Annotated in this window: 24 protein-coding genes and 1 pseudogene; 3 read left to right on the top strand and 22 right to left on the bottom strand. The window is 75.2% G+C overall.

Annotated elements, in window-relative coordinates:
- Positions 1 to 106 precede the first annotated feature (106 nt).
- Positions 107 to 497 (bottom strand): annotated as a pseudogene (locus ACIQUR_RS29110) (IS5 family transposase); the annotation flags it as partial.
- Between the two features lie 378 nt (positions 498 to 875).
- On the opposite strand from ACIQUR_RS29110, the gene ACIQUR_RS29105 reads away from it, so the two are divergent.
- Complete coding sequence (locus ACIQUR_RS29105) at positions 876 to 1,271, top strand: NUDIX domain-containing protein (protein WP_403670398.1); 396 nt, start codon at positions 876 to 878, stop codon at positions 1,269 to 1,271.
- A 24-nt stretch (positions 1,272 to 1,295) separates the two neighbouring features.
- On the opposite strand, the gene pcaB is transcribed toward ACIQUR_RS29105, so the two are convergent.
- From pcaB to ACIQUR_RS29045, 12 genes are all read right to left on the bottom strand, one after another.
- Positions 1,296 to 2,711, bottom strand: coding sequence for a 3-carboxy-cis,cis-muconate cycloisomerase (pcaB, locus tag ACIQUR_RS29100; protein WP_403670396.1), 1,416 nt, complete (start codon positions 2,709 to 2,711; stop codon positions 1,296 to 1,298).
- Entirely contained in the window at positions 2,708 to 4,735 is a 2,028-nt protein-coding gene (locus ACIQUR_RS29095) for an FAD/NAD(P)-binding protein (RefSeq protein WP_403670393.1), read from the bottom strand. Before ACIQUR_RS29095 ends, pcaB begins: the two co-directional genes overlap by 4 nt.
- Positions 4,736 to 5,077: 342 nt before the next feature.
- Entirely contained in the window at positions 5,078 to 6,550 is a 1,473-nt protein-coding gene (locus ACIQUR_RS29090; RefSeq protein WP_403670390.1) for an FAD-dependent monooxygenase, read from the bottom strand.
- Between the two features lie 53 nt (positions 6,551 to 6,603).
- Positions 6,604 to 8,082, bottom strand: coding sequence for an FAD-dependent monooxygenase (locus ACIQUR_RS29085; RefSeq protein WP_399954778.1), 1,479 nt, complete (start codon positions 8,080 to 8,082; stop codon positions 6,604 to 6,606).
- A gap of 81 nt (positions 8,083 to 8,163) precedes the next feature.
- A complete protein-coding gene (locus ACIQUR_RS29080) occupies positions 8,164 to 9,666 on the bottom strand; it encodes a nucleotide pyrophosphatase/phosphodiesterase family protein (protein ID WP_403670386.1) in 1,503 nt (500 codons plus the stop codon).
- The gene (gene eboE / locus ACIQUR_RS29075) at positions 9,663 to 10,832 is read right to left on the bottom strand and encodes a metabolite traffic protein EboE (protein ID WP_403670384.1); all 1,170 of its coding nucleotides are present in this window, start codon (positions 10,830 to 10,832) and stop codon (positions 9,663 to 9,665) included. Before eboE ends, ACIQUR_RS29080 begins: the two co-directional genes overlap by 4 nt.
- 4 nt (positions 10,833 to 10,836) lie before the next feature.
- Positions 10,837 to 11,790 carry a TatD family hydrolase gene (locus ACIQUR_RS29070; RefSeq protein WP_403670381.1) on the bottom strand — a complete coding sequence of 318 codons (954 nt, stop codon included), beginning with the start codon at positions 11,788 to 11,790 and terminating at the stop codon, positions 10,837 to 10,839.
- Position 11,791: 1 nt separating this feature from the next.
- Complete coding sequence (locus tag ACIQUR_RS29065) at positions 11,792 to 12,415, bottom strand: EboA domain-containing protein (RefSeq protein ID WP_403670378.1); 624 nt, start codon at positions 12,413 to 12,415, stop codon at positions 11,792 to 11,794.
- Positions 12,412 to 13,260: a sugar phosphate isomerase/epimerase family protein gene (locus ACIQUR_RS29060; RefSeq protein WP_403670375.1), complete on the bottom strand. Its 849-nt coding sequence runs from the start codon at positions 13,258 to 13,260 to the stop codon at positions 12,412 to 12,414. The genes ACIQUR_RS29065 and ACIQUR_RS29060 overlap by 4 nt, the downstream gene beginning before the upstream one ends.
- Positions 13,257 to 14,396, bottom strand: coding sequence for an SCO3242 family prenyltransferase (locus ACIQUR_RS29055; protein WP_403670661.1), 1,140 nt, complete (start codon positions 14,394 to 14,396; stop codon positions 13,257 to 13,259). Before ACIQUR_RS29055 ends, ACIQUR_RS29060 begins: the two co-directional genes overlap by 4 nt.
- 599 nt (positions 14,397 to 14,995) lie before the next feature.
- Positions 14,996 to 16,144, bottom strand: coding sequence for an inositol-3-phosphate synthase (locus ACIQUR_RS29050; RefSeq protein ID WP_403670373.1), 1,149 nt, complete (start codon positions 16,142 to 16,144; stop codon positions 14,996 to 14,998).
- Positions 16,145 to 16,476: 332 nt separating this feature from the next.
- The gene (locus ACIQUR_RS29045; protein WP_403670370.1) at positions 16,477 to 17,562 is read right to left on the bottom strand and encodes a ScyD/ScyE family protein; all 1,086 of its coding nucleotides are present in this window, start codon (positions 17,560 to 17,562) and stop codon (positions 16,477 to 16,479) included.
- Between the two features lie 281 nt (positions 17,563 to 17,843).
- Between ACIQUR_RS29045 and ACIQUR_RS29040 the strand changes: the two genes are divergently transcribed.
- Both ACIQUR_RS29040 and ACIQUR_RS29035 read left to right on the top strand, forming a co-directional pair.
- Positions 17,844 to 18,929, top strand: a complete 1,086-nt coding sequence (locus ACIQUR_RS29040; RefSeq protein ID WP_403670367.1) for a methyltransferase — start codon at positions 17,844 to 17,846, stop codon at positions 18,927 to 18,929.
- A gap of 229 nt (positions 18,930 to 19,158) precedes the next feature.
- Complete coding sequence (locus ACIQUR_RS29035) at positions 19,159 to 19,794, top strand: GPP34 family phosphoprotein (RefSeq protein WP_403670364.1); 636 nt, start codon at positions 19,159 to 19,161, stop codon at positions 19,792 to 19,794.
- Positions 19,795 to 19,810: 16 nt separating this feature from the next.
- On the opposite strand, the gene ACIQUR_RS29030 is transcribed toward ACIQUR_RS29035, so the two are convergent.
- From ACIQUR_RS29030 to ACIQUR_RS28990, 9 genes are all read right to left on the bottom strand, one after another.
- Positions 19,811 to 20,803 (bottom strand): helix-turn-helix transcriptional regulator, encoded by a 993-nt coding sequence (locus tag ACIQUR_RS29030; protein WP_403670361.1) that lies wholly within the window; start codon positions 20,801 to 20,803, stop codon positions 19,811 to 19,813.
- A gap of 166 nt (positions 20,804 to 20,969) precedes the next feature.
- On the bottom strand, positions 20,970 to 21,272 hold the full coding sequence (locus tag ACIQUR_RS29025; protein ID WP_403670358.1) for a hypothetical protein: 303 nt from the start codon (positions 21,270 to 21,272) through the stop codon (positions 20,970 to 20,972).
- Between the two features lie 74 nt (positions 21,273 to 21,346).
- Positions 21,347 to 22,228: a lantibiotic dehydratase C-terminal domain-containing protein gene (locus ACIQUR_RS29020; RefSeq protein WP_403670355.1), complete on the bottom strand. Its 882-nt coding sequence runs from the start codon at positions 22,226 to 22,228 to the stop codon at positions 21,347 to 21,349.
- Complete coding sequence (locus ACIQUR_RS29015) at positions 22,225 to 24,675, bottom strand: lantibiotic dehydratase (RefSeq protein ID WP_403670352.1); 2,451 nt, start codon at positions 24,673 to 24,675, stop codon at positions 22,225 to 22,227. The genes ACIQUR_RS29020 and ACIQUR_RS29015 overlap by 4 nt, the downstream gene beginning before the upstream one ends.
- Positions 24,672 to 25,724 (bottom strand): PqqD family peptide modification chaperone, encoded by a 1,053-nt coding sequence (locus ACIQUR_RS29010; protein ID WP_403670349.1) that lies wholly within the window; start codon positions 25,722 to 25,724, stop codon positions 24,672 to 24,674. Before ACIQUR_RS29010 ends, ACIQUR_RS29015 begins: the two co-directional genes overlap by 4 nt.
- 221 nt (positions 25,725 to 25,945) lie before the next feature.
- On the bottom strand, positions 25,946 to 26,125 hold the full coding sequence (locus ACIQUR_RS29005; protein WP_185902699.1) for a thiocillin family RiPP: 180 nt from the start codon (positions 26,123 to 26,125) through the stop codon (positions 25,946 to 25,948).
- Positions 26,126 to 26,195: 70 nt separating this feature from the next.
- Positions 26,196 to 26,381 carry a thiocillin family RiPP gene (locus ACIQUR_RS29000; protein WP_403670346.1) on the bottom strand — a complete coding sequence of 62 codons (186 nt, stop codon included), beginning with the start codon at positions 26,379 to 26,381 and terminating at the stop codon, positions 26,196 to 26,198.
- 50 nt (positions 26,382 to 26,431) lie between these two features.
- On the bottom strand, positions 26,432 to 26,599 hold the full coding sequence (locus ACIQUR_RS28995; RefSeq protein WP_141302866.1) for a thiocillin family RiPP: 168 nt from the start codon (positions 26,597 to 26,599) through the stop codon (positions 26,432 to 26,434).
- 53 nt (positions 26,600 to 26,652) lie between these two features.
- Positions 26,653 to 26,817 (bottom strand): thiocillin family RiPP, encoded by a 165-nt coding sequence (locus tag ACIQUR_RS28990; RefSeq protein ID WP_399954728.1) that lies wholly within the window; start codon positions 26,815 to 26,817, stop codon positions 26,653 to 26,655.
- Positions 26,818 to 26,855: the final 38 nt, after the last annotated feature.

Genomic DNA, 26,855 nt, shown 5'->3' with positions numbered 1-26,855 from the left:
TCGCCCTCTGGCGGCAGCCAACATGTGAAGGGCCACAGGCCGCCCCTTGAACCGCCCTGTCCATGGGGTCGGGAGGCTGACCGGGCGTTAGGGCGTGTCCGCAATGTCATGGGAGCCAGAGTCGTAGGCAGGCGATGGTGACCATGGCTTGGTAGTGGCGGGCTCGTTTGTCGTAGCGGGTGGCGAGGGCCTTGTTCTGCTTGAGCCGGTTGAAGCAGCGTTCGACGACGTTACGGCGTCGGTAGGCGGCCCGGTCCAGGCGGCAGCGGCTCTCGCCTCTGCGGATGCGGCCGTTGATCTGGTCGATCCGTTCCGAGATCGTCGCGGCGATGCCGCGCCGCCGCAGGTAGGCGCGGATCTTCAGGGACGAGTAGCCCTTGTCCGCGACGACCCGATCCGGGCGCGTCCGGGGCCGGCCGGGTCCGCGCCGTGGGATGCGGATGCCGGCCATCGTTGACGTTTCCGCCGGTGAGTGTGAAGGCCAGGGGCAGACCTTGGCAGCTTCCACAGGATCCCGATGACCACCTGCCGACGGTCCCGCACCGGACGACCCATCCGGGACGGCGCCAGCCCACTTTGCGGACACGCCTTAGGCGTCCGGGTCGGCTGCCCGTTTCCCACTCGCCTGCTGCGTAGCTGGCCGCAGGGGCCAGCCGGCCCCTTGGATTGCCCCAGTTCTTGAAGGTGCGCCGCCTCCTCCCCCAACGACGCGGAGGCGTCGGCCTCCACCTATAGAGCGCCTGGGAACCGCCCGAGGGCTCAGACCGGGCCCTGGACGCCCACAGGGCCTACCGTCCCGTCCAGCAGTACCTGGTGCTCCCAGGCCCGCAAGCGCGTCTCGGTGGACGCCCGGATTCCGGGACCGGTCCGGCCGCGTGCTGCTGGTGAACCCCACGTACAAGCCCGGCTGGGACCTCCCGGGCGGGATGGCGGAGGCCAACGAGCCGCCGGACGAGGCACTCTCCCGCGAGCTGAAGGAAGAACTCGACCTCGACATCACGCTCCAGGCCTTGTTGGTCGTCGACTGGGTCCCCCCGCACGGCCCCTGGGACGACCAGCTCGCCTTCATCTTCGACGCCGGCACCCTCGACGACGACCGGGCCGTGCACCTCAGGCCCCACGACGACGAACTGTCGGAGGCAGCCTTCGTGGCCCTGGCCAGGGCCCGAGAACTCCTGGGGAACAGGACCCGCACCCGCCTGAACGCGGCCCTCCAGGCCGTCCAGGCCCGCCGCCCGCTCTACCTCCACGACGGCCGGCACGTCCTCTGACAGCCGCCGTGATCGGCAGGACACTCAGCCGAGGGCGCAGGCCGGGCCCGCGGCCAGCGCCCGGTCCACCAGCGGGCCGGCCGTGCCGGTGTAGCCGGCCGGGTCGAGCAATGCGGTGAGCTCCGCGGGCGTGAGGACATCCCGCAGTGCGTCGGACTCCGCGAGTACGCCGGCCAGCGGGCGGGCGGTCTCGGCCGCCCGCAGCGACGCCCGGGTCAGCAGCTCCTTCGCGGCCGCCTTGCCCAGCCGCGGGGCGAGCACGGCGGAGACCCGCTCGGAGACGAGCTGCCCGCCGGTGGCCTCCAGGTTGGCCGCCATCCGCCCGGGGTGCACGGTGAGCCCGCGGACCAGTTCCACGGCGGTGTGCGCGGCCCCGCCGGTCAGCCGCAGGGCCTCGCGCAGCGGCTGCCATTCGGCGTGCCAGACACCCGCCGACCGCTCGTCCTCGTGCGGCAGGCACTGCGCGAGGACGGCGGCCAGCGCCGGGACCTGGAGGGCGGCGGAGCGGATCAGCGTCGACAGCACCGGGTTGCGCTTGTGCGGCATCGCCGAGGAGGCGCCCCGTCCGGCGACGGCCGGCTCGGCCACCTCCCCGATCTCGGTGCGGGCCAGGACCAGCACGTCGGCGGCGATCTTCCCCAGTGCCCCGGCGGTGTGCGCGAGGGCCGCGCCCAGGTCGGCGACCGGCGTGCGCAGCGCGTGCCAGGGGAGCACCGGTGCGGCCAGGCCGGTCTCGTCCGCGAAGGCGGCCGTCAGCTCCGCCAGGACGGCGGCCGGGTCGGCGTCGTCGCCCGCGTACTGGAGGTAGCCGGCCAGCGTGCCGGCCGCGCCGCCCAGGGAGACCGGCAGGCCGCCGTCGGCCAGCCGCTCCAGCCGCTCGGCGGACTCCAGGACCAGCTGCCGCCAGCCCGCCGCCTTCAGCCCGAAGGTGGTGGGTACGGCGTGCAGGGCGAGGGTGCGTCCGGCCATCACCGTGTCCCGGTGGCCGGCGGCCAGGCCGGCGAGGGCGTCGGCGACCGCTCCGAGGTCCGCGACGATCAGCCGCAGCGCCCGGGTCGCCACCAGCATGGCGCCGGTGTCGAAGACGTCCTGGCTGGTGGAGCCGCGGTGCACGTACTCGGCGGCCTCGGGCGCGCGGGCCGCGACCCGCGCGGTGAGCGCCGCGACCAGGCCCACCACCGGATTGGCGGTCTCCCGCGAGGCCAGGGCCAGCTCCCTGGCGTCGAAGTCCCCGGCCCGGGCCGCGGCGGTGATCGCGGCGGCCGCCGCGGGCGGGACCGTGCCGCACCGCGCCTGGGCGCGGGCCAGCGCGGCCTCCGCGTCGAGCATCGCCTGGATCCAGGCGCCGTCGGCGACGGCGGCCTCGACGGGGGTGCCGGCCCGGACCGGGGACAGCAGCCCCGTGTCCGGGCCCGCGGGGCGGTCGGCGGCACGGCTCACGCGACCGCTCCCGCACCCGCGTTGCCGGACAGCGCCGGCCCGGCCGCGACCGCCGGTGTCCCGGGCAGCCGCAGCGCGGGGCGCGGCTCCGGCAGGGCCAGCACCGCCGCCGCGATGGCGTCGGAGTCCTCCAGGGTCACCGAGCCCACGCCCGGCCGGATGCCGGCCGCGGTCACCCAGTGCACGGCCTCGGTGGGCACCCCGTACGCGAACCGCCTGAGGTGCGGCACCCCCTGGCCGTCGAGCAGGTGGTACGGGCGCTCCGAGACGGCCAGGCCGCCGGTCTCGTACGAGGAGCCGTCCGCGCCGGCGATGCGGTGGGTCCGGGCCTGACCGGTGCTCAGCAGCCGTTCCATGAGCGGGTCGGCGGTGCGCCGTACGTCGATCTCGGGCAGCCGGGCCTCGATCAGCACCGTGGCCCGCACCCGCAGGCCGGTGACGTCCGGGGAGGTGCCGATGAAGGCCGGGCCCCCGGGGTCGAGGGGGTCGGCGGTCACCTGGAGCCCGGGACCGGTCACGTCGAGGACGCCCGCGTCGATCAGGGCGGCCATCTCCTCGATGCGGGAGGCCGGCGGGCCGATCGACAGGTAGGCGTTGAGCGGCGTGTACCAGCGGTCGAGCTCGTCGCGGTGGGAGTCGGCGTCGAGGCCGCCGTGGTCGATCGCCAGGCGCAGTTCGTTGCGCAGGTCCCGCAGCAGGTCGAGGGCCGCCTTGAACGGGCCGCTGACGTTGCCCTCGCGGGCCCGGCGCAGGTCCTCGTCGAGGTAGCCGCGCAGCCAGCCGCGGAAGGCGGCCAGGTCCCGGAAGACCTGCTCGCCGTAGGGCCGGGCGACGGTGTCCCAGTCCCAGCGCTCGTCGTCGCCGATGCCGGCCGCGGTGAGCAGCACGTCCTCGGCCGCGTCGTCCTCGGCCCGCAGGAACGCCTCCGCGAAGGCGGCCACCGCGGCCGGCTCCGCGCGCCGCGCGAGCAGCGTCTCGTAGTAGACGGTGCGCACCTCCTTCGAGACCAGCGGCCACAGTTCGGCGCCGAAGCGGATCGGCTCACCGCCCCGTACCCGGGCGCGCAGGGACGCCACGAAGGAGGTGGTCAGCAGCCGCGGGTGGTAGCGGCCGTGCGCCCCCTTCTCGTTCTCGCCGCGCGCCTGGTACGGCACGCCGCGGCGGGATCCCGCGTACAGCCGCGGCTCGCGGCCCGAGGGGCGGTAGACCAGGCGGCCGTCGACGCGCTCGAACAGACCGCCGCGGGCGTGGGTGAACAGCGCCATGTAGTCGAAGAAGTTCAGGCCCAGGCCGCGCAGCAGGACCGTCTCGCCGGGGGCGACCGCGGACAGGTCGACGTCCGCCGGGTTGCTGGGCGCGATGTACGTCAGCCCGTGCCGGGCGGCGTACGCGGCGAACTCCCGCTCCGTGTCGGTCGGCCGCACCTGCACGTGGCCCTGCGCGAGGACCACCGCGCCCAGGCCCGTCAGGCGGGTGCCGTCCTCCAGGAGCACGGTCTGCGCCCCGCCGGGGCCCGCGCCGGGCTCGGCGTCCTCCAGGGCCACGGCGCGCGAGGCGTGCACGCGGACGGTGGTGTGGGCGGCCGCGCTGGCGGTCACCCGGCCGAACACCCAGGTCAGGTACTGGCCGTAGAGGGCTCGGGTGGGGTACGTGTCGGGTCCGAGGTCCCGGGCCTCGGCGAGGGTCTCGTCGTCGTACGGGGAGCCCGCGCCGGGAGTCAGCGCGCTGGGGCCCAGCGCCTTGGCCCACTGGTACAGGCTCGGGCCCTCCTCCAGCGGCCCCTCGATGGCCACGCTGGCGTCGGTGTAGACCGTGACCTGGCAGGCGACGGTGTTCATCAGGAGGTGCCGGGACTGGGAGGGGCGCCAGACCCGGCCGGAGCCCGGTGGGTCCGGTTCCACGACGTGCACGGTCAGCTCGTCCCAGCGGGGGGACTTGCGCTCCTGCGCACAGAGCCGTTCCAGGACGGACAGCCCGCGAGGTCCGGCGCCGACGAGGCACACTTCCAAACGTCCGCTGCTCACAAAGCACTCCGCTCAGGGGACGGGGGACGGCCGGACCGCGGCGCCGCCGCGTCGGCCCCGCCGGTGTGCCGGTCCGGCCTGCTCCCCGGGGGTCAGGGTGGTGTCGGCCAACGGTCGGTCGCGCCGCTCAACCAGGGCTCGGATACGGGTGGAAGACCCGTCCTGGACCGGTTTCGGGCGCCTTCCCGGGCGGTCGGGAACGCGTACGGCGCGGTGGGCCGGCGTGGGGGCCGCGTACCGGCGCCCGGGGCCGCGTACCGGCCCCGTGACACGCGAAAGCACCCCCCGCGCGGTGCGGGGGGCGCTTTGGGGCCGGAAGGTCCGGCGGAGGCGCGGGACGGCTCAGGCGGTCCCGAACCACCGCTCCAGCGCGTCCTGGAGGCCGGCCTCGTCGGGGGCGGCCCAGGCGATGTAGCCGTCGGGGCGGACCAGCAGCGCGTGCGGCGCGTCCGGCGCGTCCGCCTCGCCCTCGGCCCAGTCGCCGGTGATTGTGTCCACCCGCCCGGCCCAGCGCGCCGCGGTGGCGCGCAGCGCGTCGGAGTCGGCAGCGGCGGGGGTCACGAACAGCACGCCGCGGGCCGGCTTGAGCAGGTCCCGCACGGTGGCGGGGCTGCCGTCGGTGAGCTTGACCGGGGTGTCGGGGCGCAGCCGGAGGCCGAGCCGCGGGTGGCTGCCGGCGCCCATGTCGTAGCGGACGTCGAGGCCGGACACCTGGCCGGCCAGGTGACGGGCCACCGCCACGTCCTGGACGAGCTCCTGCATGACCGCGCGCAGCGGCTCCATCTCCTCGCCGGAGAGGTAGAGCTTGGTCTGGGCGCGGGTGTTGCGCATGAGCAGCTCCCCGACGGGGTGCCGCTCGGACTGGAAGGTGTCGAGGAGGCCCTCGGGGGCCCAGCCGTTGACGGCGGCCGCGAGTTTCCAGCCGAGGTTGACCGCGTCCTGCACGCCCACGCTCATGCCCTGCGCGCCGGCCGGCATGTGGATGTGGGTGGCGTCGCCGGCCAGGAAGATCCGGCCCTTGCGGTACTGGGCGGCCTGGCGGGTGGTGTCGGTGAAGGAGCTGATCCAGCGGACCTGGGCGTCGTGCAGGCGCTCGCCGGTCATGTCCTGCCAGGCGTCGGCGATGGTCTCGAAGGTGAGGCCGCTCTTGTCCTCCGGCGGGCGCAGCGACTCGTTGTGGATGACGATGCGGTGGACGCCGTCCTCCAGGTTGAAGGCCATGACCATGCCGCCGGGCACGCGCTCGCCGATGGGGCGCTGGCGGATGTCCGCCCCGACGATGTCGGCCATGTACATCCCGCGGGTGGGCTCCCAGCCGGGGAAGTCGATGCCGGCGAGGCGGCGGACGATGCTCCGGGCGCCGTCACAGCCGATCAGGTAGCCCGCGCTCTCCTCGCCGCGGCCGGCGGGGCCCTCGTACTCGACGACGACGCCGTCCTCGGTCTCGCGGAAGCCGAGCACCTCGTGCTCGCGGCGGATCTCGACGCCCAGCTCCGTGAGCCAGCCCTCGAGGATCTCCTCGGTGCGGTACTGGGGGATGCCGCGGACGCTGAAGTGGTTGTCGTCCAGCTTGGAGAAGTCGATGTGGACCCCGCCGAAGTGGCCCTGGGCCCACTCGACGTCGCCGAAGCGCTCCAGCAGGCCGCGCTGGTCGAAGACCTCGGCCGCGCGTCGGGTGAAGCCCACGCCGCGGGACTCGCCGCTGGGGGCGGGCAGCTTCTCGAAGACGACGACGTCCACGCCGCCCAGTTTCAGTTCGCCGGCGAGCATCAGCCCGACCGGCCCGGCGCCAACGATGATCGCGCCCTTTGCCATGTCCTACTCCTCAACTGCGGGTGGGGCCGGGGGGTGTGTCGTGCGGCGGGCCGTCAGGCGGCCGCGGGCGCCCCGAACCAACGGGTGAGGGCGGCTTCGAGGTCGCCGCCGTCCGGCGCCGCCCAGGCGATGTAGCCGTCGGGGCGGACCAGCACGGCCCGCGGGGCGTCCTGGTGGCCGGCCTCCTGGTCGGCCCAGGTGCCGGTGACGACGTCCACGCGGTCGGCCCAGCGGGCGGCGAGCTCGGCCGGGGCGCCGTCCCCGTCCGTGACGATGAGCACGCCGCGGGCGGCGTGCAGCAGTTCGGCGACCTTCGTGCGGGTGCCGTCGGCGCGCTCGACGGCCCGGTGGGGGGCCAGGCGCATGCCGAGGGAGGGGTGGTCCCCGTCGCCCAGGTCGTACTTGATGTGCAGGCCGGAGACGCGGCCCGCGAGCCGCCTGGCGGCCTCGGGCAGGGTGACCAGCTCGCGCACGACGGCGCGCAGCGGCTCCATCTCCTCGCCGGCGAGGTACAGCAGCGACATGGAGTGCACGTCGCGCATCAGCTGCTCGCCGATCGGGTGGCGCTCCGCGTGGTAGGTGTCGAGCAGGGACTCGGGGGCGCGGTCCCCGAGCACGGCGGCGAGCTTCCAGCCGAGGTTGACGGCGTCCTGGAGGCCGACGCTGACGCCCTGGGCGCCGAGCGGGGCGTGGTCGTGGGCGGAGTCGCCGGCCAGGAAGACGCGGCCCTTGCGGTACTGGGTGGCCAGGCCGGTGGCGTTGGTGAGGGCGCACATCCAGGAGGCGGAGGCGCCGTGGATGTCCTCGCCGGTCAGGCGCTGCCAGGCGTCGGCGAGCTCCGAGAACTCCAGCTCGCCCTCGCCGTGGTGCGGGCGGACGCCGGCCTCGTGGATGACGATGCGGTCCACACCCGGCTCCAGGGTGACGGACAGGACCATGCCGCCGCCCTCGATGCGCTCGCCGATGGGCCGCATGCGCACGTCCGCGCCGACGACGTCGGCCAGGTACATGCCGCGGGTGGCCTCGTCGCCGGGGAAGTCGATCTCGGCCAGCGTGCGCACGGTGGACTTGCCGCCGTCGCAGCCGACCACGTACGTGGCGGTGGCCTCGGTGTAGCCGTCGGGGCCCTGGAAGCCGAGGACCACGCCGTCCTCGGTCTCGGTCAGGGTGGTCAGCTGGTGGCCGCGGCGGACCTCGACGCCGAGTTCCTCGACCCAGCGGCCGAGCATGTCCTCGGTGACGGACTGGGCCAGGCCCATGACGCCGAAGTGGCTCTCGTCCAGGAGGGAGAAGTCGATGCGGATGCCGCCGTAGTGGCCCTGCTTGCCCCAGCGGATGTCGCCGAGCCGGCCGAGCAGTCCGCGCTGGTCGAAGACCTCCGCGGTACGGCTGGTGAATCCGAGGCCGCGCGACTCGCCGCTGGGGGCGGGCAGCTTGTCGTAGACGACGACGTCCGCGCCGCCGAGCCGCAGCTCACCCGCGAGCATCAGACCGACCGGCCCGGCGCCCACGATGATCGCGCTCTTTGCCATTTCGATTCCTCCATACAGACGATTGATCACCAGGGAAGACCAGGGGGGTCGAAGGGCGGTGCAGCGGGACCGCAGGATCGCTCAAGCGATCCTTGAGGTCCGCCCCTCACCGCGCGCGGCGGCCGCCCGTGCGGGGTGCGCTCCGGGTGCCGCGCCCGCCGAGGCGAGTTCGAGCAGCAGTGCCTTGACGTCGGTGGCCGCCACCGTGCCGGCGACGGCGCCGGGGGCGGAGCACAGGAGCACCGGCCCGTCGGCGGGGTCGGCGGGCGGCAGGCCGTGGCTGCCGCGCACCGGTGCGGGGTCCAGCGGCACCACGGCCATGCGGTAGCGCATGCCGAGCTTCTTGCGCGCCAGCGCCGTGGCGGCGGTCAGGCGTACGTACGGGTCCTCGGGGTCCATGAACAGCTCGGCGGGGTCGTAGCCGGGCTTGCGGTGGATGTCGACGAGCCGGGCGAAGTCGGGGGCACGGTCGTCGTCGAGCCAGTAGTAGTACGTGAACCAGGCGTCGGGCTCGGCGAGTGCGACGAGTTCCCCGGAGCGGGGGTGGTCCAGGCCGTGGGCCCGCTTGCCCTCCTCGTCGAGCAGCCGCGCCAGGCCCGGCAGTCCGGCGAGGGCCTCGCGGACGGCGGGCAGGTCCCCGGGGCGGCGCACGTAGACGTGGGCGATCTGGTGGTCGGCGACGGCGAAGGCGCGCGAGGCGTGCGGGTCGAGGTACTCCATGCCGTCCTGGGTGTGCACCTCCAGGAGGCCGGCCCGGCGCAGCGCCCGGTTGACGTCGACGGGGCGGCGGGCGTTCGTGATGCCGTACTCGGAGAGGGCGACCACGGTGCGGCCCTGCGCGCGGGCGTCGGCCAGCAGCGGCGCCAGGGCGGCGTCGAGGTCCGCTGCGGCGCGGTGGGAGCGCGGGTCGTCGGGGCCGAAGCGCTGGAGGTCGTAGTCCAGGTGGGGCAGGTAGGCGAGCGTGAGGTCGGGCTGGCGGGTGGCCATGACGTGCCGGGTGGCGTCGATGATCCACTGGGAGGAGGGCAGGCCGGCACCGGGCCCCCAGTAGGTGAAGAGGGGGAAGGTGCCCAGGCGCTCGGTCAGTTCATCGTGCAGGGCGGCGGGGCGGGTGTAGCAGTCGGGTTCCTTGCGGCCGTCGGCGTAGTAGACGGGGCGGGGCGTGACGGTCCAGTCCACCTCGGCGCCCATCGCGTACCACCAGCAGATGTTGGCGACGGTGTAGCCGGGGTGGCGGCGGCGGGCGGCGTCCCAGACCCGCTCCCCCTCGATGAGCCGGTGGCTCTGCCGCCACAGCAGCACCTCGCCGAGCTCCCGGAAGTACCAGCCGTTGCCGACGATGCCGTGCTCGGCGGGCGTGGTGCCGGTCAGGAGCGTGGCCTGGACGGAGCAGGTCACCGCGGGCAGCACGGTGGAGAGGGCCGCCCGGGAGCCGTCCGCGGCGAGGCCGGCGAGGTGGGGCATGTGCGCCAGCAGGCGGGGCGTGAGGCCGACGACGTCCAGGACGAGGAGCGGGACGGGCCGCCCGGGCGCGGGGGCCGTCGGCGTACCGGCGGCCTCCGGGGCGGCGGGGGCGGTGGTCATGGCAGCTCCTTCAGGCCGTGGGCCGTCAGCAGGTCGCGGGCGAGGGTGAGTTCGGCGGCGATGCCGTCGGCGAGGTCGTCCGGGGTGCGCGGGCGCAGCGCGGGCGGCAGGGCCTCCCAGGTGTAGGTCTCCACCTCCAGGTGCCGGGTCAGCGGGCGCTCGCCGCCGACCAGGTGCTCCAGCGCCTCGTCCAGGACGGGCAGGGTGGCGGTCAGGGGTGCGGCGGGGGCCGCGTGCAGCGGTACGTGGAAGTGGGCGCGCCAGGGCCCGGTCTCGGGCAGCACCCCGCCGGCCAGGGCGGGGCCGAGGTCGTCGCATCCCCACAGCCCGCCGCCCGCGCGGGTGCGGGTCTGGTGCAGGAACCGGGGCTCGTCGAACCTTGCGAGGGCCTGGCGCACCTCGGGCCGGCCGGGGTGCTCGGCGTGCAGGGCGGCCGACAGCTGGCTCTTGACGACCGGGACGCCGGCGGCGGCCAGGGCCGCGAGCGCGGGGCCCGGCTCCTCGAAGGAGGTGGCCAGGTGGCAGGTGTCGACGCATACGCCGATCCGGTCGTGGCCGATGGCGCGCAGCGGCGCGATGGCGTCGGCGGTGGTCTCGACGGCGCAGCCGGGTTCGGGCTCCAGGGCGATGCGCACGGAGCGGCCGGTGGCCTCGGCGAGGTCGTCGAGGCGGTGGCCGAGCTCGGTCAGGGCCGCCCGGGCGCGGGCCGCGCGCTCGTCGTCGTACACGGTGTGCCAGGCCAGCGGGAGGGTGGAGACGGTGCCCTCCTCGGCGTCCTCCGGCAGCAGGGCGGCCAGGATCCGGGCGAGGGCGAGGGTGTACGCGTACCGGTCGGCGTGGGCCCAGTCGGGGTGGTAGACGCGGTACTTGACCCGCTCGGCCCCGAAGCCCTGGTACGGGAAGCCGTTGAGGGTGACGACCTCCAGGCCCCGGCGGTCGAGCTCGGCGCGCAGGGCGGCGAGGGCGCGGGGATCGGCGTCGAGGGTGCGGGCGGCGTCCACGGCCAGCCACAGCCCGATGCCGAGCCGCTCCCGGCCCAGCCGGTGGCGTACCGGCTCGCAGTACGCGCTCAGCTGGGCGAGGACCCCGTCGAGGGTCTCGGCGGGGTGCACGTTGGTGCAGTACGCGAGGTGGACGGTGGTGCCGTCGTGGTGGCGGAAGCGCATCGGGCTACCCCCGGGCCCGGACGGCGGCGGACCCGGCCGGCTCGCGCGGCGGCGCGGCGGACGCGGCTCCCGCGGGGGACCCCGGAAGGTCCTGCGCGGCGTCCTTCGGCGCGCCGCGCAGGATCGAGTTGCCCTCGTGGGTGGCTGCCGGGGCGGCGACCGGGGTGCCGAGCCCGAGCCGGCCGCTGAGCGCGTAGAAGGCCACGGGGTTGCGCCACAGCACCAGGTCCACGGTGTCCTCGTCGAAGCCGGCCGCCAGCATCGCCTCGCCGACCCTGCGGGTCTTGAGAGGGTCACTCCTGCCCCAGTCGGCGGCCGAGTTCACGAGCACCTTCTCCGGCCCGTACTCCTTCAGGACGGCGACCATGCGCTCCTCGTCCATCTTGGTGTCGGGGTAGACGGAGAAGCCGAGCCAGGCGCCGCTGTCCTTGGCCTCCTTGACGGTGGCCTCGTTCAGGTGGTCCAGCAGGGCGTGCCCGACGTCGAGGGCGGAGGCGCGCACGACGTCGATCGTGCGGCGCAGCCCCGCGAGCTTGTCGCGGTGCGGGGTGTGCACGAGAGCGGGCAGGCCGTGGTCGGCGGCGAGCTGGAGCTGGCGCTCCATGGCCGCGTCCTCGGCGGCCGTCATCGAGTCGTACCCGATCTCGCCGACCGCGACGACCTGGTCCTTGACGAGGAAGCGGTCCAGCTCGTCGAGGACCGGGGTGCACCGCGGGTCGTTGGCCTCCTTCGGGTTGAGCGCGATGGTGCAGTGGTGGGCGATGCCGTACTGGGCGGCGCGGAACGGCTCCCAGCCGAGGAGCGCGTCGAAGTAGTCGTGGAAGGACGCGGGCGACGTGCGGGGCTGGCCCAGCCAGAAGGACGGCTCGACGACGGCGCGCACCCCGGCGGCGTACATGGCCTCGTAGTCGTCGGTGGTGCGCGAGGTCATGTGGATGTGCGGGTCGAAGATGCGCACGTTACTGCTCCTCGGTCAGGGCCTGGGCGCGGCGCAGGTCGGCGGGGACCGTACGGCCGGCGGCGGTGCGTTCGGCGGCGTAGTCGGTGAGCATGCGGGCCAGTTCGGCGTCGCCGCGGGCCCGGTCGGCCAGCGCGGCGACGCGGGCCAAGGGGACGCCGGTGAAGAGGCACTTGAGGACGGCGTGCCGCCAGGCGTGGGCGGGCAGGTGGCGGGCGGCGTACGGGCCGACGGCGGCGGCCACCAGGCGGGTGTCGTTGGCGCGCAGCGCGTCCTCCACCAGCGGCACCCCGTGGGCGGGGTCGAGGCCGAGGTACGACAGGGCGCGCAGGACGGCGCGCCGCTCGGCGGCGGTGCCCTGGCGGTAGAGGCGGACGACGGTGTCGTCGTCGGGTCCGACGGCCAGCAGGAGCAGGACGCGGGCCTCGTCGGGGGCGCCGGTGCGGCGGCCGGCCTCGGCGAAGCGCAGCTCCCAGGCCGCGTCGGCGCGGGCGGCTGCGAGCCAGCGGCGGCCCTCGGCGTCGAGGGCGGCGGCGAGCGCGTCGGGCCCGGGGTGGCCGGCGCCGGGGACGGGGGCGGGGGCGGCCCCGGAGGCGGGGGCGGTCGTCGGGGCGGGGGCGGTCATCGGGTGCCTCCGTTTCGCAGGAACCGCAGGGAGCGCGCGGCGAGTTCGGGGCCGGCGTGGGAGTGGCGGGGCAGCTCGACCACGGTCAGCCCCTGGTAGCCGGAGTCGGCGAGGGCCGCCAGGACCGGCGGGAAGTCGATCTCGCCGTCGCCGAAGGGCAGGTGCTCGTGGACGCCGCGGCGCATGTCCTCGATCTGCACGTGCCGCAGCCAGGGCGCGGCCTCGCGTACGCAGTCGGCGGGCGAGGCCGGCTCCAGGCACTGGCAGTGCCCGATGTCGAGGGTCAGGCCGAGCGGGGCCGGGCCGCCGAGGTCGGCGCGCAGCCGGTGGAAGTCGGCGAGGCTTTCGAGGAGGTGGCCGGGCTCGGGCTCGACGGCGAGCGGTACGCCGGTCTCCTCGGCGGCGTCGAGGACCACGGCCAGCCCGTCCGCGAGCCGCTTCCAGCCGTCGTCGGCGCTCTCGCCCGCCGGGAGGATCCCGCTGAAGCAGTGCACGGCGTGCGCACCGAGGTCGGCGGCGATCCGCACCGCCCGCACCAGCATCCGGATCCGGGACCAGCGGTCGCCCGCGTCGGCCTCCAGCAGGGTCGGGCCGTGCTTGCGGCGCGGGTCGAGCACGTAGCGGGCGCCCGTCTCGACGGTGACAGCGAGCCCGAGTTCGCCGAGGCGGCGGGCGATGCGGGCGGTACGGGCGGCCAGGTCGGGCGCGCAGGGGTCGAGGTGCATGTGGTCGAGGGTCAGCCCGACGCCGTCGTAGCCGAGGTCGGCGAGGAGGGCGAGGGCGTCCTCCAGGCGCAGGTCGGTGAGCCCGTTGGTGCCGTACCCGAGGCGGAGTCCGTGCGTCACGTGGTGCTCACCTTCCGCGCGAGCCGGGCGGCGACGGGAGCGAGCGCGGCGGTGGCGACCCCGGCGAGGGGCGCCCCGGCGCCCGCCATGAGCGCGCTCTGGAGCGGGATCATGGCGCGGATGCCGCCTCCGACGGCCCGCTGGGTGAGCACGGGCGACGGGTTGAGCACGGCGTGCCCGAGCGGCTTCGCGAACCCGCGCCAGTAGGCGGCCGCCAGTCCGAGGCGTATGAGGTCGCCGGCCCCCGGGCGGAGCGGGCCGGCCCCGCCGGCCAGGCGAACGCCCACCCCGAACCGACGTCCCGCCTCCCCCGACGACCGGCACCCGGCACCCACCGCGACCGCCCCGAGAGCCGACGCGGTCCGCCCGGAGGCCGACGGGCCCTGCACGGAAGCCACCGAGCTCTGCGCGAGAGCCGTCGGAGCGGGGGCGGGAGCGCTCGCCGCGGTGGCAGCCGTCGTGGCGGCGGCCCGTGTCCGACGAGGGCCAGGGCCACGGCCCAGCAGCGCGGCCAGCACCGTGGTGGCGGCCAGTGCGGCGAGGGGAGCGGCAGTGGAGCCGCCCTCCGCCTCGCGGCGGGAGACCTGGGTGACGGCGTACGTGTGCCCGCCGAGCAGCAGTGCCGGGCGCAGGGCGGGACGTACGGTGCCCGCCGACGCGGCCGCGCCGAGCAGCAGGTCCAGGGAACGGGCGGCGGCCATGGCCGCGGGGCCCGCCGGGGTGTGCTTGAGCTTGAGGTCGTACGCCCACACGGTGACGGCCAGCGGTGCGGCGACGGCCAGGGCGGGCCGGCCGGCCCGGGCCGCCAGGGCCAGTCCGGCCGCGGTGAGTCCACCGGCGGCGGCGAGGGCGGCGCCGGGGCGGACGCGCCCCGAGGGCAGCGGGCGGTGCGGACGGGCGACGGCGTCCTCGTCACGGTCGGCCCAGTCGTTGAGGGCCATGCCCGCCTCGTACAGGCACAGCGAGGCGGCGACGGCCAGAGCGGTGCCGCGGCCGGGCCGCACGGCCGCTGCCGCCGCACCGGCGAGCGCGTCCCCGGGCACGGTGAACACCGCCGGAACACGCAGCAGTTCCGCCCACGCCCGCAACCGTCCCGCCGCGCCGGGCCGGCCACCCGACGAAGGCCGACCGGCCAGAGCCGTGTCGCCGGGCACATCGCGAAGCACCGCCGGTCCCTCCGCACCCGCGAACGCATCCCCGGGCACCGTGAACACCGCCGGGGGCCCGCCGGCCGGGGAAGGCAGGCCGGCAGAGGAGGGCCGACCACCCACAGCGGTCTCGCCTCCGGGCCGCACGGCCGCTGCCGCCGTACCCGCGAACGCATCCCCGGGCACCGTGGACACCGCCGGGGGCCGGGCGGCCGGGGAACCGGTCGGAGCGGTGTCGGGGTCGGGCCGCGGTGGCGAGGTGTTCGCACGCGTGGGCGCGTCCCCGGGCACCGTGGACGCCGCCGGGACGGGCGGCAGTTCTGTCCACGCCCGCGGCCGGCCCGTCGCGGAGGGGCCCCCGGGCGGGGTGGGTGCCGGGTGGGGGGCGGACGCGGGGGCGGGTTCCCGGCCGGTGCCGGGGCCTTCGGGGTCCACCGGAACCGGGGCGAGCCGGGCCCGGCGTACGGGAGCGGCGCCGCCGGGGCCCGCCGCGGCCGGTCCGAACCCGAGCAGCTCGGCCCACACCCGCACCTGCTCCCGCGCGCCGCCCGGCCCCGCGCCGTCCCGCCGTGCCGGGGAGGGGGCGGTCATCGCCGGACCCCCGCGGAGACGCGCGCCAGGCGCTCGGCGAAGCCCAGCAGGGCCGCGTACTGCTCCCCCAGGGCGGCCGCGGAACTGCCGTCCGGGTCCTTGAAGTAGAAGCCGAGTTCCGGGCGCGGGCCCGACAGCCCGAGCTCGTGGGCGCGGGCCACCAGCCGGGCGAGGTCCAGCACGAGCGGCGCGGCGAGCGCCGAGTCACAGCCCTGCCAGATCGTCTGGAGCACCATCCGGGTGCCGAGGAACCCGTCGAAGGCCACGTGGTCCCACGCCGTCTTCCAGTCGCCCAGCGCCGGCACGTCGTCGATGTGCACCCGGCCCTCCGGCACGGCGCCGAGGTTGTCGGCGAGCACCCGCTCCTTGCCGGCGTTCTTCGCGGCCGCCGCGGCGGGGTCGGCCAGGGCGGCCCCGTCGCCCCCGCCCAGCAGGTTCGTGCCGGACCAGGCCCGGACCTCCAGGGCCCGCTGGTGGAACATCGGCGCGAGCACGGCCCGCAGCAGCGTCTGCCCGGTCTTGCCGTCGCGCCCGGTGTAGGGCAGGGCGGAGGAGAGCGCGGCCTCGGCGAGCACCGGGTGGTGCATGCCCACCGAGGGCGTGAAGTTCACGTAGCCGCAGCCGGCCTGGAGCGCGGCGGCCGCGTACTTGGTGCTGGCCGGCAGCACCTCCTCGTCCGCGACCGGCTCGGTGGTCGCGACGTTCACCACGACGACCCGGGCGGCTCCCGTCGCGCGGGCGAACTCGCGGATGTCGCGGGCGAAGGACTTGATCAGCGTCTCGCAGTCGCGCTCGTCGCCCGGCACCGGCCCGCCGGGACGGATCCGCTCGTCCGCGGCGGCCAGTTCGGCGCGCACGGCGTCGGGCAGCCAGTGCGGCAGCACGCCCTGACCGGCGAGCTCCTCGGCGCGCTTGGGCAGCGGGGTGGTCACGACGTCGTGGCCGCCGAAGACCAGGGAGGGCAGCGGGGGCAGGCCGGCACCGGCGAAGGCGCCGGTCTCGGTGACCAGGCCGGTGGGCGCCACCAGCCCGGCGGCGACGGCGGCACAGCCCGCCACGACCGTGGTGGCGACGGAGCCGCGGGCCCCGACCAGCCACACACCGGTCCGGGCACCGGCAACGGGGGTCTCGGCGTGAAGGGACACGGACAGCCTCCAGGGACGGACGTCGTACGGGGATGCCAGGGCAAGGATGCCGAGTGCCCCGTCCCCGACGGACGTCTCTCCGCTGCGGGTCGAGCGGCCGCCGAGCCGTTCCCGGCCGGGAGCCGACCGGCACCGCGTACGGCACCGGTACGACGGCCCCGGGGCGCGTACGAGTCCCGCACGGTCCCCGCACGACGCCCCGCAGACCCGCGGACGAGCCACCGCCGCCCGCCCGGACGGCCGACGGCCCCGCCGGTCCGGGGACCGGCGGGGCCGTCGGGCGGCGCACCCGAGGGGGCGGCTCGGCAGGGCACGCGTCAGGGGCGCACGCGTCAGTGGCGCACGCGCACCAGCTTGCCCTCGCTGCCCGTGGAGTTGACGGTCACGTAGGTCCGGCCCCACGGGTCGACCTCGAGACCGGTCGGCGCGGTGAGCTCGTCCCCGGTGTTGATCTCGGTGACCTGCCTGGTGTCGACGTCGATCTTGGCGAGGTAGCCCGGCGTCGGGCCGGTCGGCCCGAAGCCGCGGGTGTAGGACAGCGCGAGCAGGTTGCCGTCCGGGGTGACCTCGAGGTCGATCAGGTTGGTCAGCCCGGTGACCAGCAGCTCCGGCTGCCGGCCCGGCTCGATCCTGAAGATGCGGGCGGCACCCGGGCGCATGCCGGGCATGTCGGCGACGTAGACCGTGCCGGTCCACGCGTCCCTGGCGATGCCGGTGGGGACGCCCTCGACGCTCTGGCCGTTGACCTCGGCCTTCGGCCACACGTACGCCGTGGAGGTGGTGCCGTCCCGCTTGGCGCGGACGACCGTGTTGCTGCCGGCGTCGGTGAAGAGGTAGTCCGGGCCGCTGCGGACGAAGGCCCACGGGTTGGCGTGGACGTCGCCGCCGTCCGGGTTCAGCCGGGTCTCGTGGTCGACGAGGTCCGCGAGGACCTTGCCGTCGCGCGTGCGGAACAGGGTGCCCAGGGTGTTCGAGCCGGCGCCGAGCGCGGCACGCGACTCGTTGGTGCCGCCGAGGCCGCTCAGGACGGTGTAGCCGCCGGCCGGGTCGGGCACGGCCTGGACCGGGCCGGTGGCGATGACGGGCGCGCCGGGGGCGGCACCCACGGCGACCGAGGCGAGGCCCGACACGACGCGGCCCTTGAAGCCGCCCTTGACCTTGTAGATGCCGCCGGTGGCGCCCACGCACTTCTCGCCCACGGCGCAGCCCGGCTTGCCGGCGCCGGACTCGGCGACGAGCAGGGAGCCGTCCCAGGTGTAGGTGATGTCGCGCGGGTTGGCCAGGCCGGTGGCGATGACCTCGACGGTCGCCTCGGGGGTGCCCTCCGCGTGCGCCGGCGCGGCGATCAGCGGGGCGGCGGCGACGGCCGCGGCGGCCGCCGCGAGGACCGCCTTCTTCCCGTACTTGCCTGAAATCATTTCTCTCCCTCGCCGTGTGTCGCGCGCTCCCCCCTATTCCTCGGGAGCAGGCTCGAAACCTGCGCCACATTAGGCGGGAAATCCGGGCCGCATAACCGCGCGAATTACCGGGGCGACGGAAAACCGAGCGGGACTCCAGGAGCCCACGAGCCGCAGGCCCCGGCTCCACGTGGGCCCGAGCCGCATTCCAGGGCGGGTCCATCGCTTTTCCTTAACGTGGCGGGACGGGTCCCTTCCGGCGGTTGGGACAGAACTCGCGCTTCCTGCCATGGAGGAAAGACATGCCCGCTTTGCCGCCCCCCGAAGTCGTCCGCGCCGCGGAGAAGACCCGGGCGGATCTGCAGAAGCAGGTCCGGGAGCTGGCCCCGCCCCCGTTCGCCCTGCTGGAGCTGGCCATGGGCTCCATGGTGACCCAGGCCCTGTACGCGGCCGCCGAGCTGCGGGTGGCCGAGGCCCTCCAGGCCGGTCCGCGGGCGATCGAGGACCTGGCTGCGGAGGTCGGTGCGGACGCCGAGGCGCTGGGCCGGGTGCTGCGCCTGCTCGCCTCCCAGGGCGTGTTCACCCGCCAGGACGACGGCCGCTGGGCGCTGACGCCCATGGCCGACGCGCTGCGCGCCGACCACCCGGTGACGATGCGCGACATCTGCGTGCTGATGGGCCACCCGACGCACTGGGACGACTGGAACGGTTTCCTGGACGCGGTGCGGACCGGCGAGCCGAGCCTCCCGAAGCGGCGCGGCGTGGGCGCCTTCGAGTACCTCATGCAGAACCCGGAGTACGGTGCGGTGTTCATCGGCGGCATGGGGAACATGTCCGCCACCGAGACCGCGCCGGTCGTGGCCGCGTACGACTTCTCGCAGTTCGGCACGGTGCTGGACTTCTGTGGGGCCAACGGCGCCCTGCTGGCCGGCATCCTCAACAGCGCGCCGGACACCAAGGGCATCCTCTCGGACCCGCGCGTCGCCGGGAACGGCGCCGCCGAGTTCCTCGCCTCGCAGGGCGTCGCGGACCGCGTGACGCTGGCCGACGGCGACCTGTTCGAGCCGATGCCGTCGGGCGCGGACGCGTACGTCCTCAAGCACATCGTGCACGACTGGCCGGAGGAGCAGGCGCTGCAGATCCTCCGGAACGTGCGCGCCGCCATCAAGCCGGGCGGCAAGCTGCTGCTGGTGGAGATGGTGGTCCCGGAGGAGGGCGACGAGCCGCACTCCGGCAAGCTCGTCGACCTGTGGCTGCTGCTGCTCGTGGGCGGCAAGGAGCGCACCCGGTCGCAGTACGCGGAGCTGGTGGCGAAGGCCGGCTTCAAGCTGGAGCGGGTCGTGGAGACGGCCGCGGCCGTCTCGGTCGTGGAGGCCGTCGCGGTCTGACGGACCGCCCCTGAACGGGCCCCGGTTCCGCGTCCCCCTGACGCGGGGCCGGGGCCTTCCACGTGCGGGGCGCCCCGTTGGCCGGATGGTGCGGTGCCCGGCGGGCCCCCCGGAGCCCGGTGGATAGGATCATGGCGGCAGGAGGCGTGAACCCTGATGCCTGCGCGCCGCGTTGCCCATCCCGGCACGGTCGGTGACCGAGGTGCGGCGCGGACGAGAGGAACGTGGTGTGAGGACCCTGGCGGACGAGATGGTTCTGCTCGCCTTCGACGAGGAGGGCGGCAAGCTTCCCGTACGGCAGGCCCTGGCGCCCGCGGTGCGCGGTGCGCTGCTCGCCGAGTTGCTCGACTCCGGCGCCCTGGCGGACCTGGCGGGCACGGCCCGTACGGCGGGCGGGGCTCCGCAGGACGCCGTGCTGCGGCAGGTGTGGCAGCGGATCGCGGCGGAACCGGACCGCAAGTGGCTGCACTGGGTCCGCAAGGACGGGCGTGAGTCGATCCGCGAGGTGCTGCGCGGCCTGGAGAAGGACGGTCTGGTGGAGCAGAGCTCCAGCCGGGTCTTCGGTGTCTTCCCCCTGGACCGGGCCGGGCTCACCGCGGACGGTCTCGCCGCCGCACGTGAGGTGCGGGCGTCGGTGGTAGCCGCCGCCGAGGGCGTGGCCGGGAGCGCGGCCGGGGGCCGCGACCGGGCGGCGCTGCTGGCGGGCATCGCGCACGCCGGCGGCCAGCTGGCCACGGCGCTGCCCGCCGGCCGGCGCCGCGCCCTGAAGGACCGGCTGACGGTCCTGTCGGCGGAGGCCGCCCCGGTGTCCGCCGCCGTGGAGCGGGCGGTCCAGGACCTCCAGGGCGCGGCCTCCTCCGCGTAGGGGTAGCTGCGGGCCGTCAGATCCAGCCACGTTCGCGCGCCAGCAGGGCGGCGTGCGGACGGCTGGAGGCACCCAGGACGCGCAGCAGGTCGGCCACGTGGCGCCGGTAGGTGCGCACCGACATGCCCAGCTGCCGGGCCCCGATCTCGTCCTTGCCCACGTGGCACATGGACCTCAGGACTTCGCGTTCGGTGTCGGCCAGCCCGCCGGGGGCGTCGTCCGCGTCCGCGACGATCGAGGACAGGTCGGTGGCCTGGCCCCAGATCTTCTCGAACAGGGCGAGGATGCTGGAGACCAGTCCGGTCTCCTGTGCCACCAGGGCTCCGCGCGAGGTGTCCTCGGGGTCGATCGGCACCAGGGCGGTGCGCCGGTCGTAGACGAGCATCCGCTCGCAGATGTCGTCCGCCGCCCGGATCTGCGCTCCCCTGGCGATGAGTTCGCGCAGGTAGCTGACGGTCAGCGGGTCCGTCAGGGCTTCCTTGAGCACCACGCTGCGGATCCGGACGCCCCGTCGCAGGCAGCGCATGTCCAGCGGGCGCGAGTGCTCGATGTTCTCGGGTGTGAGTGCCGTGTACGGCTCGACGGACAGGATCTCCTCGCGGGCGAAGAACGCGAGGTCGTCGATCCGGCTGCGGATCTTCGCCACCTCCTCGATCCGCTCGACGGCCTGCTGCGAGGCGAGCGTCGGAGACTGCTCCTCGCGCAGCTCGGCCACCAGGTGCCGGGAGCGCGTGACCTCCTGGAGTTCCTGGTGCAGTTGGCGCAGCCGCAGGTCGGTGAGGCGGTCCACGGCGATGGCCGGATCGGCCGGGATCAGCGTCTTCCGGTCGGTCGGGTACAGCAGCCCGAGCTCGCACAGGAGCTCCTGGGCGCGGGCCACGGCCTCGCGGTCGGCGCGCAGCAGCAGGTGGATACCCCCGTCGGTGGTGTCCGGATTGCGCAGGAAATGACGGTAGACGCCTTCCTCCAGGTCGGAAAGGCCAAGCACGCGCATGCTTGTTGAGACCATCTCGAGCACCCCCAAGCCCTTGTGGACGCCGCGCCGTGCTCGCTGGTCAGACGGTTGCGGCCGCGCGTCCGGATGGTGGGATGCATCGTAACGCCCAGGTAACGCGAACGCGCGGCTCCATGATCGAAATGTGGCTTGATCATGTCGCCGCGCGTCCGGCCCGCCCTCACTTCTTCACGTAGAGGTTCACGAAGGCGGAGAAGGGGAGGTCCCGGTGGCAGAGGTAGGCGCTCCACCTGCCGTCCGCGACGCCGGCCCGGCCGGCCGCCTCGCAGCCGGCCGGAAGACCGGTGAACCCCTGGCGGACGTAGTCCCCGGGAAGGCCGGTGACCCGGCTCTGGGCGGGCGCGTCCGCCGGGGCCCCGCCCGACGCGGCGAGGGCCTGGGGCGCGCCCAGGGTGAAGGCGGCGGTCAGGGCGGCACCGGCCAGGACGGCACCGGGCAGGGCGCGCAGCATCGATCGGTTCATTTCGGATTCGCCTCGGTCTTTCTGTCGGGAGGACGGGTTCACGTGGACGGAAGGGGGACGGAGGGGCCCCGCCCTCATACGGGCACCGCGCCGGCTCGGGCGGCGGCCGCCGGAGTCCTGACGGGCTGCGCGGCCAGCATTCCGAGTGCCGCTTCCTCGCCCGGAGGGAAGCCGAGCCGGTTCATCACCATGTGCAGGTGGTGGAGCAACTGGTGGGGACGCGAGCCGGGCGCCCGCAGGACGAGCCCGGCCAGCGCGTCGGCGTGCGCTTCCAGGCGTTCCCGCGCGTCGGGCGCCGGAGCGCCCTGCTCCCGCACCCCGGCCGAGACGGCGCCCAGCAGCGGCCGCAGCTGCTCGCCGGCGGCGGCCATGCGCAACTGCCAGCCCCACCGGGTGCGGTGGTGGACCCAGAAGACGTCCCGCTCCTCCTCCGGCAGCACCCGGGCGGTGAGGGCACGGGCGAAGTGGACCGCGTGCGCGGCCCGCTCGTAGCGCCGGGGCAGGGCGGCGAGGTCGCGTGCCGCGCAGAAGGCGCTGTCCAGCCGGAAGACCCGTTCGGCTACGGCCACGCCTTCGGGGCCGCCGTACTTGGCCAGCTCGGGGGCGTACAGCGAGGGCACCACCCCGCGGGCCGACGGGCCGGACGGCAGGGTGCCGGGCAGCAGGCCGACGGCGTCCTCGGGGCGCTCCTCCAGCGTGTCCAGCAGACCGGTCAGCTCCTCGCGGGCGACGGCGTCCAGCGCGTCCACCTCCGCCGCCCCGGCGCGCAGCCGCAGCCGCAGGTGGTGGCCGGTGGCGTCCCAGTACCTGATGAAGAACCACTCCTCGCTGCCCAGCCGCGCGGCCTGCGCGGCCAGCCACGGCACGAGGGTGCGGACCGCCGCGTCCATGCGGCCGGGACCGCCCGGGTAGACCCGTACGTACCACCAGTCCCGCTCGGGAACCGCCACGCTCATGACTCCTCCTCCGGTCGCCGCCAGCGCAGCAGCGAGATGTGCTCGGCGGCCCGGGTGCCGCCCGCCCCGTCCCGCAGGGGATGGTCCGACCGGGTCGGCAGCGCCTCGACCAGGCGCAGGTGGCCGCCGTCGGCGCCGGCCCACTGGGCGAGCACCGACAGCGAGAGCGGCGAGGTGAGCGAGACCCACAGGGGTTTGCGGTCGGCGCCCTGTTCGTCCGGCCCGAAGCCGGTCAGCCGGTGGCAGAAGACCTCCTCGGGCATCCCGTGCGCCCGCCGGAACGCCTCGGCGCGCAGGGCCGTCTCGGCAGCGCTCTCCCCCGGCCGCGGCAGCGGGAGTTCCGCGGCCGGTACGACCCAGGAGGCGCGGTTGACGGTGACCCGGCCGAAGGCGGAGCGCGGCAGCGGCACGACGTCGTCGCGCCGCTGCTCCTGGAGCCCGAACGGCAGGACGTAGTCCGAGTGCGGCGACCCGTTGACCCACGGGTCGGCGAGCACCGCCAGCAGCCGGGCGAACGGCGGGAAGAGGTGCGGCGGGACGAGCCCGAGGTAGGCCAGCCCCACCGCCCCGCCCGTGCGGTCGCGCAGCGCGAGCGTGCCCTGGCCGGGGTCGTGGGTGAGGACGGTGTCGGTGAGGTCCAGCCCGTCGGCCGCCGGTGTCTCGCCGGGCAGCTGCAAGGGCGGCAGCAGACCGGCCGACCGCGACTGGGCGGTGTTGACCTCCGTCCACAGGACGAGTTCGCGGCAGGCGCGTCCGGGCCAGCAGGCGCGGACGTGCTCGCGCAGGCGTTCCCGGAAGTCCTCGCCGAGCAGCCGTCCGAAGCGGGTGACGAGCCCGCCGGTGCCGGGGTTGAACTGGTTGACGACCAGCTCGTAGTCGCCGTCCCGCACCGCCCGGTGGCTGCCGGCCGCGAGCTGGAAGAGCACGGCCGCGGCGGGCGGCGCACTGGTGGGTCCGACCGGCAGCCAGGCCCGCTCCCCCGGGGTCCCCCGCTCGGCGCGGTCGGCGACGGCGGCCCGGTCGAGGTCGGGCTGCGCGTCCCCGTCGACGGCGACGCGCATCAGGAAGCCGAGCACGTCGGTGCAGGTCCCGCCCGGTCCGTACGCGGCGGTGAAACGGTCCACGAGCACGTCGTACAGGTGCGAGCGGAAGAGGTACGGGCGCATGCGGCGGCCCAGTTCGGTCAGGTCGGCGCGGACCTGCGGCACGCTCAGCACATCGGGCAGGGCCAGGCCGCTCCGGACGTCCTCGTAGAGCAGCTCGCCGGAGGCGAACCGGTCGAGTCCGGCCCGCCCGGCCCAGCGCCCGGCCGTGCGGCGCGCCCGGGTGACGGTCTCGGCCCGCTCCTCCTCCGCGGCGGCGGCGAGGGCGGCGGCGGATTCCCGCAGTTCGCGCACCTCGGCCGCGATGCCGTCGCCCGGCCGGTCCGCGAGCAGCTCGGCCACGGCACCCACCGGGTCGCCGCCGCGCCGCCAGGGCGGTACGGGCGTGATCAGCCCGGTGTCCAGCAGCCGCCGGAAGCGCCGGAAGGGCTCCGGTCCGCCGAGTCCGGACAGCAGCTCCTCCAGGGAGTGTTCGGCGTCGGGCGCGAAGCCGGAGAGCCAGGGCGCCGCGTGATCTGCCTCCACCACCCGGTCGAGCCGCCAGGCCAGACCGCCGTCGGCGACGGGCTCGGGAAGCAGGACGAGGCCGCCCGGGGCGTCGGGTCCACCGGGCCGGACCGGCGCGAGCCGATAGCGCAGCAGACCGGCGGTGCCGGCCTCGCGGGCCAGGCACCGCAGGGCCAGGTGGGCGAGGGCGGTGGCGGCGTAGCTGTGGGCGGCGGGGGATTCCTGCCCGGTACTGCCTGCCTGGCCGCCCTCGCCCACGGTCGTGAGCGTGGAGAACGGGCTGGTCTTCACGGCGGCCCTGGACACGTACGAGTACAGGGTGCGCAGGTTGCGCGTCTCGGACGGGCGGCGGCGCGGACGGCCGTGCCGCAGCCAGTCGGGGGCGGCCAGCGCGGCGGCGTGGGCGAAGCCGGTGTCGGCGAGGTGGGCGGCGAGCGCGGCCGGGGCGGCCGAGCGGTCCTCGGCCAGCAGGGCTGCCAGCCGCCGGGTGGTCTCGTCGCGCAGCCGGACGGCGGTCTGCCACGCGGCGAAGGCCGTGGTCCCGGTCAGCTCGGCGATCCGCGGCGGCAGTTCGTCCCCCCACGGCAGGGCCCGGAGGCGGTGTACGGCCCGCTTGGCGGCGAGCACCTGCCGGCGCAGCGGCACCTCGTCGTCCAGCAGCGGGACCAGCGAGAAGCAGACGTCCTCCAGCGCGGGCCGGAGGCGCTCCAGCTCGGCGTGCGCGTCGGCGGCCTCGCCGACGGCCTGCCGCGTTCCGCGGCCGGTGAGCTCCAGGGCTTCGGTGGGCAGGCCGCCGACCCGGGTGAGCAGCGGCCCGGAGATCACGGGGGAGGTCATGGCATCGACCGCCCGACGAGGGCGAACGACCAGATCAGGGACTGGACGACGAAGTAGCCGAGGGCGACGGTGTAGACGCTGCACACGAGCCCGTACACGAGGTGGAGCCGGCGGCTGCGGGCGGGCATCCGCTCCAGGAAGCCGGGCAGTGCGCGGCCCAGCAGGTGGTGCTTCAGCAGGGCGAAGGCGCGGCCCCGGGCGTCGACGAGGCCGAACCCCGCCTCGATCGCGGCGTAACCGTCGCTCGGGAGCATCGGGTTGATGTTCGTGACCAGGTTGAGCATCTGGAACAGCAGCAGCGCCCCGGCCACCTGGGCGACCGGTCCGTCCGCGGTGAGCACGAGCAGGGCGGCGGCGCCGGTGAACCAGCCGTCGCTGAGTGGTCCGGCGAGGGCCAGCAGCACCCGGCCGCCGCGGGAGCGGACCCGGTAGGCGTCGGTGCGGTCGACGTAGGCGAGCGGCATGAAGTAGAAGAGCAGCGCCACTCCGAGGCCCCGGACCGGGACCTTGAGGACCTGGCAGACCATCGCGTGCGCGCTCTCGTGCACGAGGATCTGGAAGAGCATCAGGGCGATGGCGATCAGGGTGCCGGTGCCCAGCAGGTCCTCGGCCGGCGGCGCCGACGTCAGGACCGTGTACAGGCCGAGCAGGATGCCGAGCACCCCGCCGGCGGCGAAGACGCCGGCCGAGAGCCGGGCCGGAATGCGGCGGAGCAGCCGGGCGACGGGCTCCAGGACGGCCGGGAGCGAGCGGGTCACGACGAAGCGCGGCATCAGCATGTTGGTGCCGAAGCGGCCGCCGGCGCGCTTCTTGACGGGGCGCTCGGCCTCCGTGCCGACGAGCAGGCCGCTGCGCGTCAGGTCCTGTACGAAGGTGTCGAGTTCGCGGCGCACGCCCTCGGCGGCCACTCCGCGTCGCTCGGCCATCAGGGCCGAGAGCTCGTCCATCGAGCGCGTTCCGTCGAACTGCCGCAGCAGGGCCGCCGCCGATTTCGTCAGCCGGTGGTAGGTCCCTCCCTGCGGGTCGAACACCAGGGGGTGGTCGTCCATCCCCCGGATGATCTCCAGATCCTCCCGGAGTTTGGGTGCAGTGCACACGTCCACGGCGCGGTTCCTCCCTCCGCGACGGCGTCCCGGCCCGCTACCGGTCCCGGGTCGCCTGGCTTTAATCTGGTGGGGTGCAGTCCGGTTCGGAGCAAGCGGACCGGACTGGGGACCCTGGGCCCCGGGGTACTACGACCACCCCGGAGCCCAGGGATTCGCCGGGCTGATCAGCCGCCCTGGCTGGAGACGCTGCTCATCGAGCCGACGCAGCCGACGGGGCAGCTGGCGGAGCCGGCGCAGGCACCGCAGAACGCGGTGGTGAAGCCGGGGCTGACGGCGTCCTGGAGGACCTCCAGGTCAAGGGACTCGGACCAGAGCTCGAGCTCGGTGTCGAGGTTCTCGTTCATGGCGTTGCACTTCCTTCCTGTCACCTGCCCGTGCAGGTGGATCGGGTCGTACGGGTGGTGCCGGGGCGCTCTAGCCGAAGCTGGAGGCGCTCGCGGACGACGAGGCGGTGCTCGTCGGGCACGAGGCCGACGAGGCGGTGCCGGCGGTCGCCCAGGTACCGAGGGCGACGCCCTCCTTCAGGGGCTCCAGGCCCAGCGCGTCCGAGGCCAGCTCGTCGGCGGAGAGGTCGAGTTCGAGGTCGTCGGAGTTCTGCACGGGAACTTCCTTCCTTTTCTGGGGGTGGTTCCGGCCGGGTGCGGCCGGGATCAGCCGATGGTGGACGCGGACGACGCGGTGGCCGCGGACGTACCGGGGCAGGACGCGGTCGAGGCGGATCCGGCGCAGAAGAAGCAGCCGAGGGCGTTGCCCTCCGGGAGCTCCTCGATGGCCAGCTCGTCACCGTCGATGACGTAGAGCTCGAGGTTGTTCTCCATGGTGTTCACCTCCTTCGGGGGCACGGGACGGGGTGCGCGGTGGGAACCGCGGATCACCCGTAGGTGGAAGCGCTGCTGACGGACGACGCGGACGTCGCCGGGCAGGACGCGGTCGAGGCGGATCCGGCGGACGCCCAGCTCGCGAGGGCGTTGCCCTCGGGCAGCTCCTCGATCGCCAGTTCCTCCGTGTCGACGGCGTACAGCTCGATGTCCTCCATGGGAGGCACCTCCTGTGTGTCGTGGGTGGGTTCGGGGT

The sequence above is a fragment of the Streptomyces sp. NPDC101132 genome, from assembly GCF_044759225.1.
Taxonomy (GTDB): Bacteria; Actinomycetota; Actinomycetes; order Streptomycetales; family Streptomycetaceae; genus Streptomyces.
Note: the sequence above shows the minus strand (reverse complement) of the source record. Positions and strands in the feature narration are given on the sequence as shown.

Bases quoted from the DNA above. Each gene is read 5' to 3' on its own strand.
- ACIQUR_RS29090 (WP_403670390.1), bottom strand. From the start codon at position 6,550: ATGGCAAAGGGCGCGATCATCGTTGGCGCCGGGCCGGTCGGGCTGATG.
- ACIQUR_RS29085 (WP_399954778.1), bottom strand. From the start codon at position 8,082: ATGGCAAAGAGCGCGATCATCGTGGGCGCCGGGCCGGTCGGTCTGATG.
- ACIQUR_RS29080 (WP_403670386.1), bottom strand. From the start codon at position 9,666: ATGACCACCGCCCCCGCCGCCCCGGAGGCCGCCGGTACGCCGACGGCC.
- eboE (WP_403670384.1), bottom strand. From the start codon at position 10,832: ATGCGCTTCCGCCACCACGACGGCACCACCGTCCACCTCGCGTACTGC.
- ACIQUR_RS29065 (WP_403670378.1), bottom strand. From the start codon at position 12,415: ATGACCGCCCCCGCCCCGACGACCGCCCCCGCCTCCGGGGCCGCCCCC.
- ACIQUR_RS29045 (WP_403670370.1), bottom strand. From the start codon at position 17,562: ATGATTTCAGGCAAGTACGGGAAGAAGGCGGTCCTCGCGGCGGCCGCC.
- ACIQUR_RS29040 (WP_403670367.1), top strand. From the start codon at position 17,844: ATGCCCGCTTTGCCGCCCCCCGAAGTCGTCCGCGCCGCGGAGAAGACC.
- ACIQUR_RS29030 (WP_403670361.1), bottom strand. From the start codon at position 20,803: ATGGTCTCAACAAGCATGCGCGTGCTTGGCCTTTCCGACCTGGAGGAA.
- ACIQUR_RS29025 (WP_403670358.1), bottom strand. From the start codon at position 21,272: ATGAACCGATCGATGCTGCGCGCCCTGCCCGGTGCCGTCCTGGCCGGT.
- ACIQUR_RS29020 (WP_403670355.1), bottom strand. From the start codon at position 22,228: ATGAGCGTGGCGGTTCCCGAGCGGGACTGGTGGTACGTACGGGTCTAC.
- ACIQUR_RS29015 (WP_403670352.1), bottom strand. From the start codon at position 24,675: ATGACCTCCCCCGTGATCTCCGGGCCGCTGCTCACCCGGGTCGGCGGC.
- ACIQUR_RS29010 (WP_403670349.1), bottom strand. From the start codon at position 25,724: ATGGACGACCACCCCCTGGTGTTCGACCCGCAGGGAGGGACCTACCAC.
- ACIQUR_RS29005 (WP_185902699.1), bottom strand. From the start codon at position 26,125: ATGAACGAGAACCTCGACACCGAGCTCGAGCTCTGGTCCGAGTCCCTT.
- ACIQUR_RS28995 (WP_141302866.1), bottom strand. From the start codon at position 26,599: ATGGAGAACAACCTCGAGCTCTACGTCATCGACGGTGACGAGCTGGCC.
- ACIQUR_RS28990 (WP_399954728.1), bottom strand. From the start codon at position 26,817: ATGGAGGACATCGAGCTGTACGCCGTCGACACGGAGGAACTGGCGATC.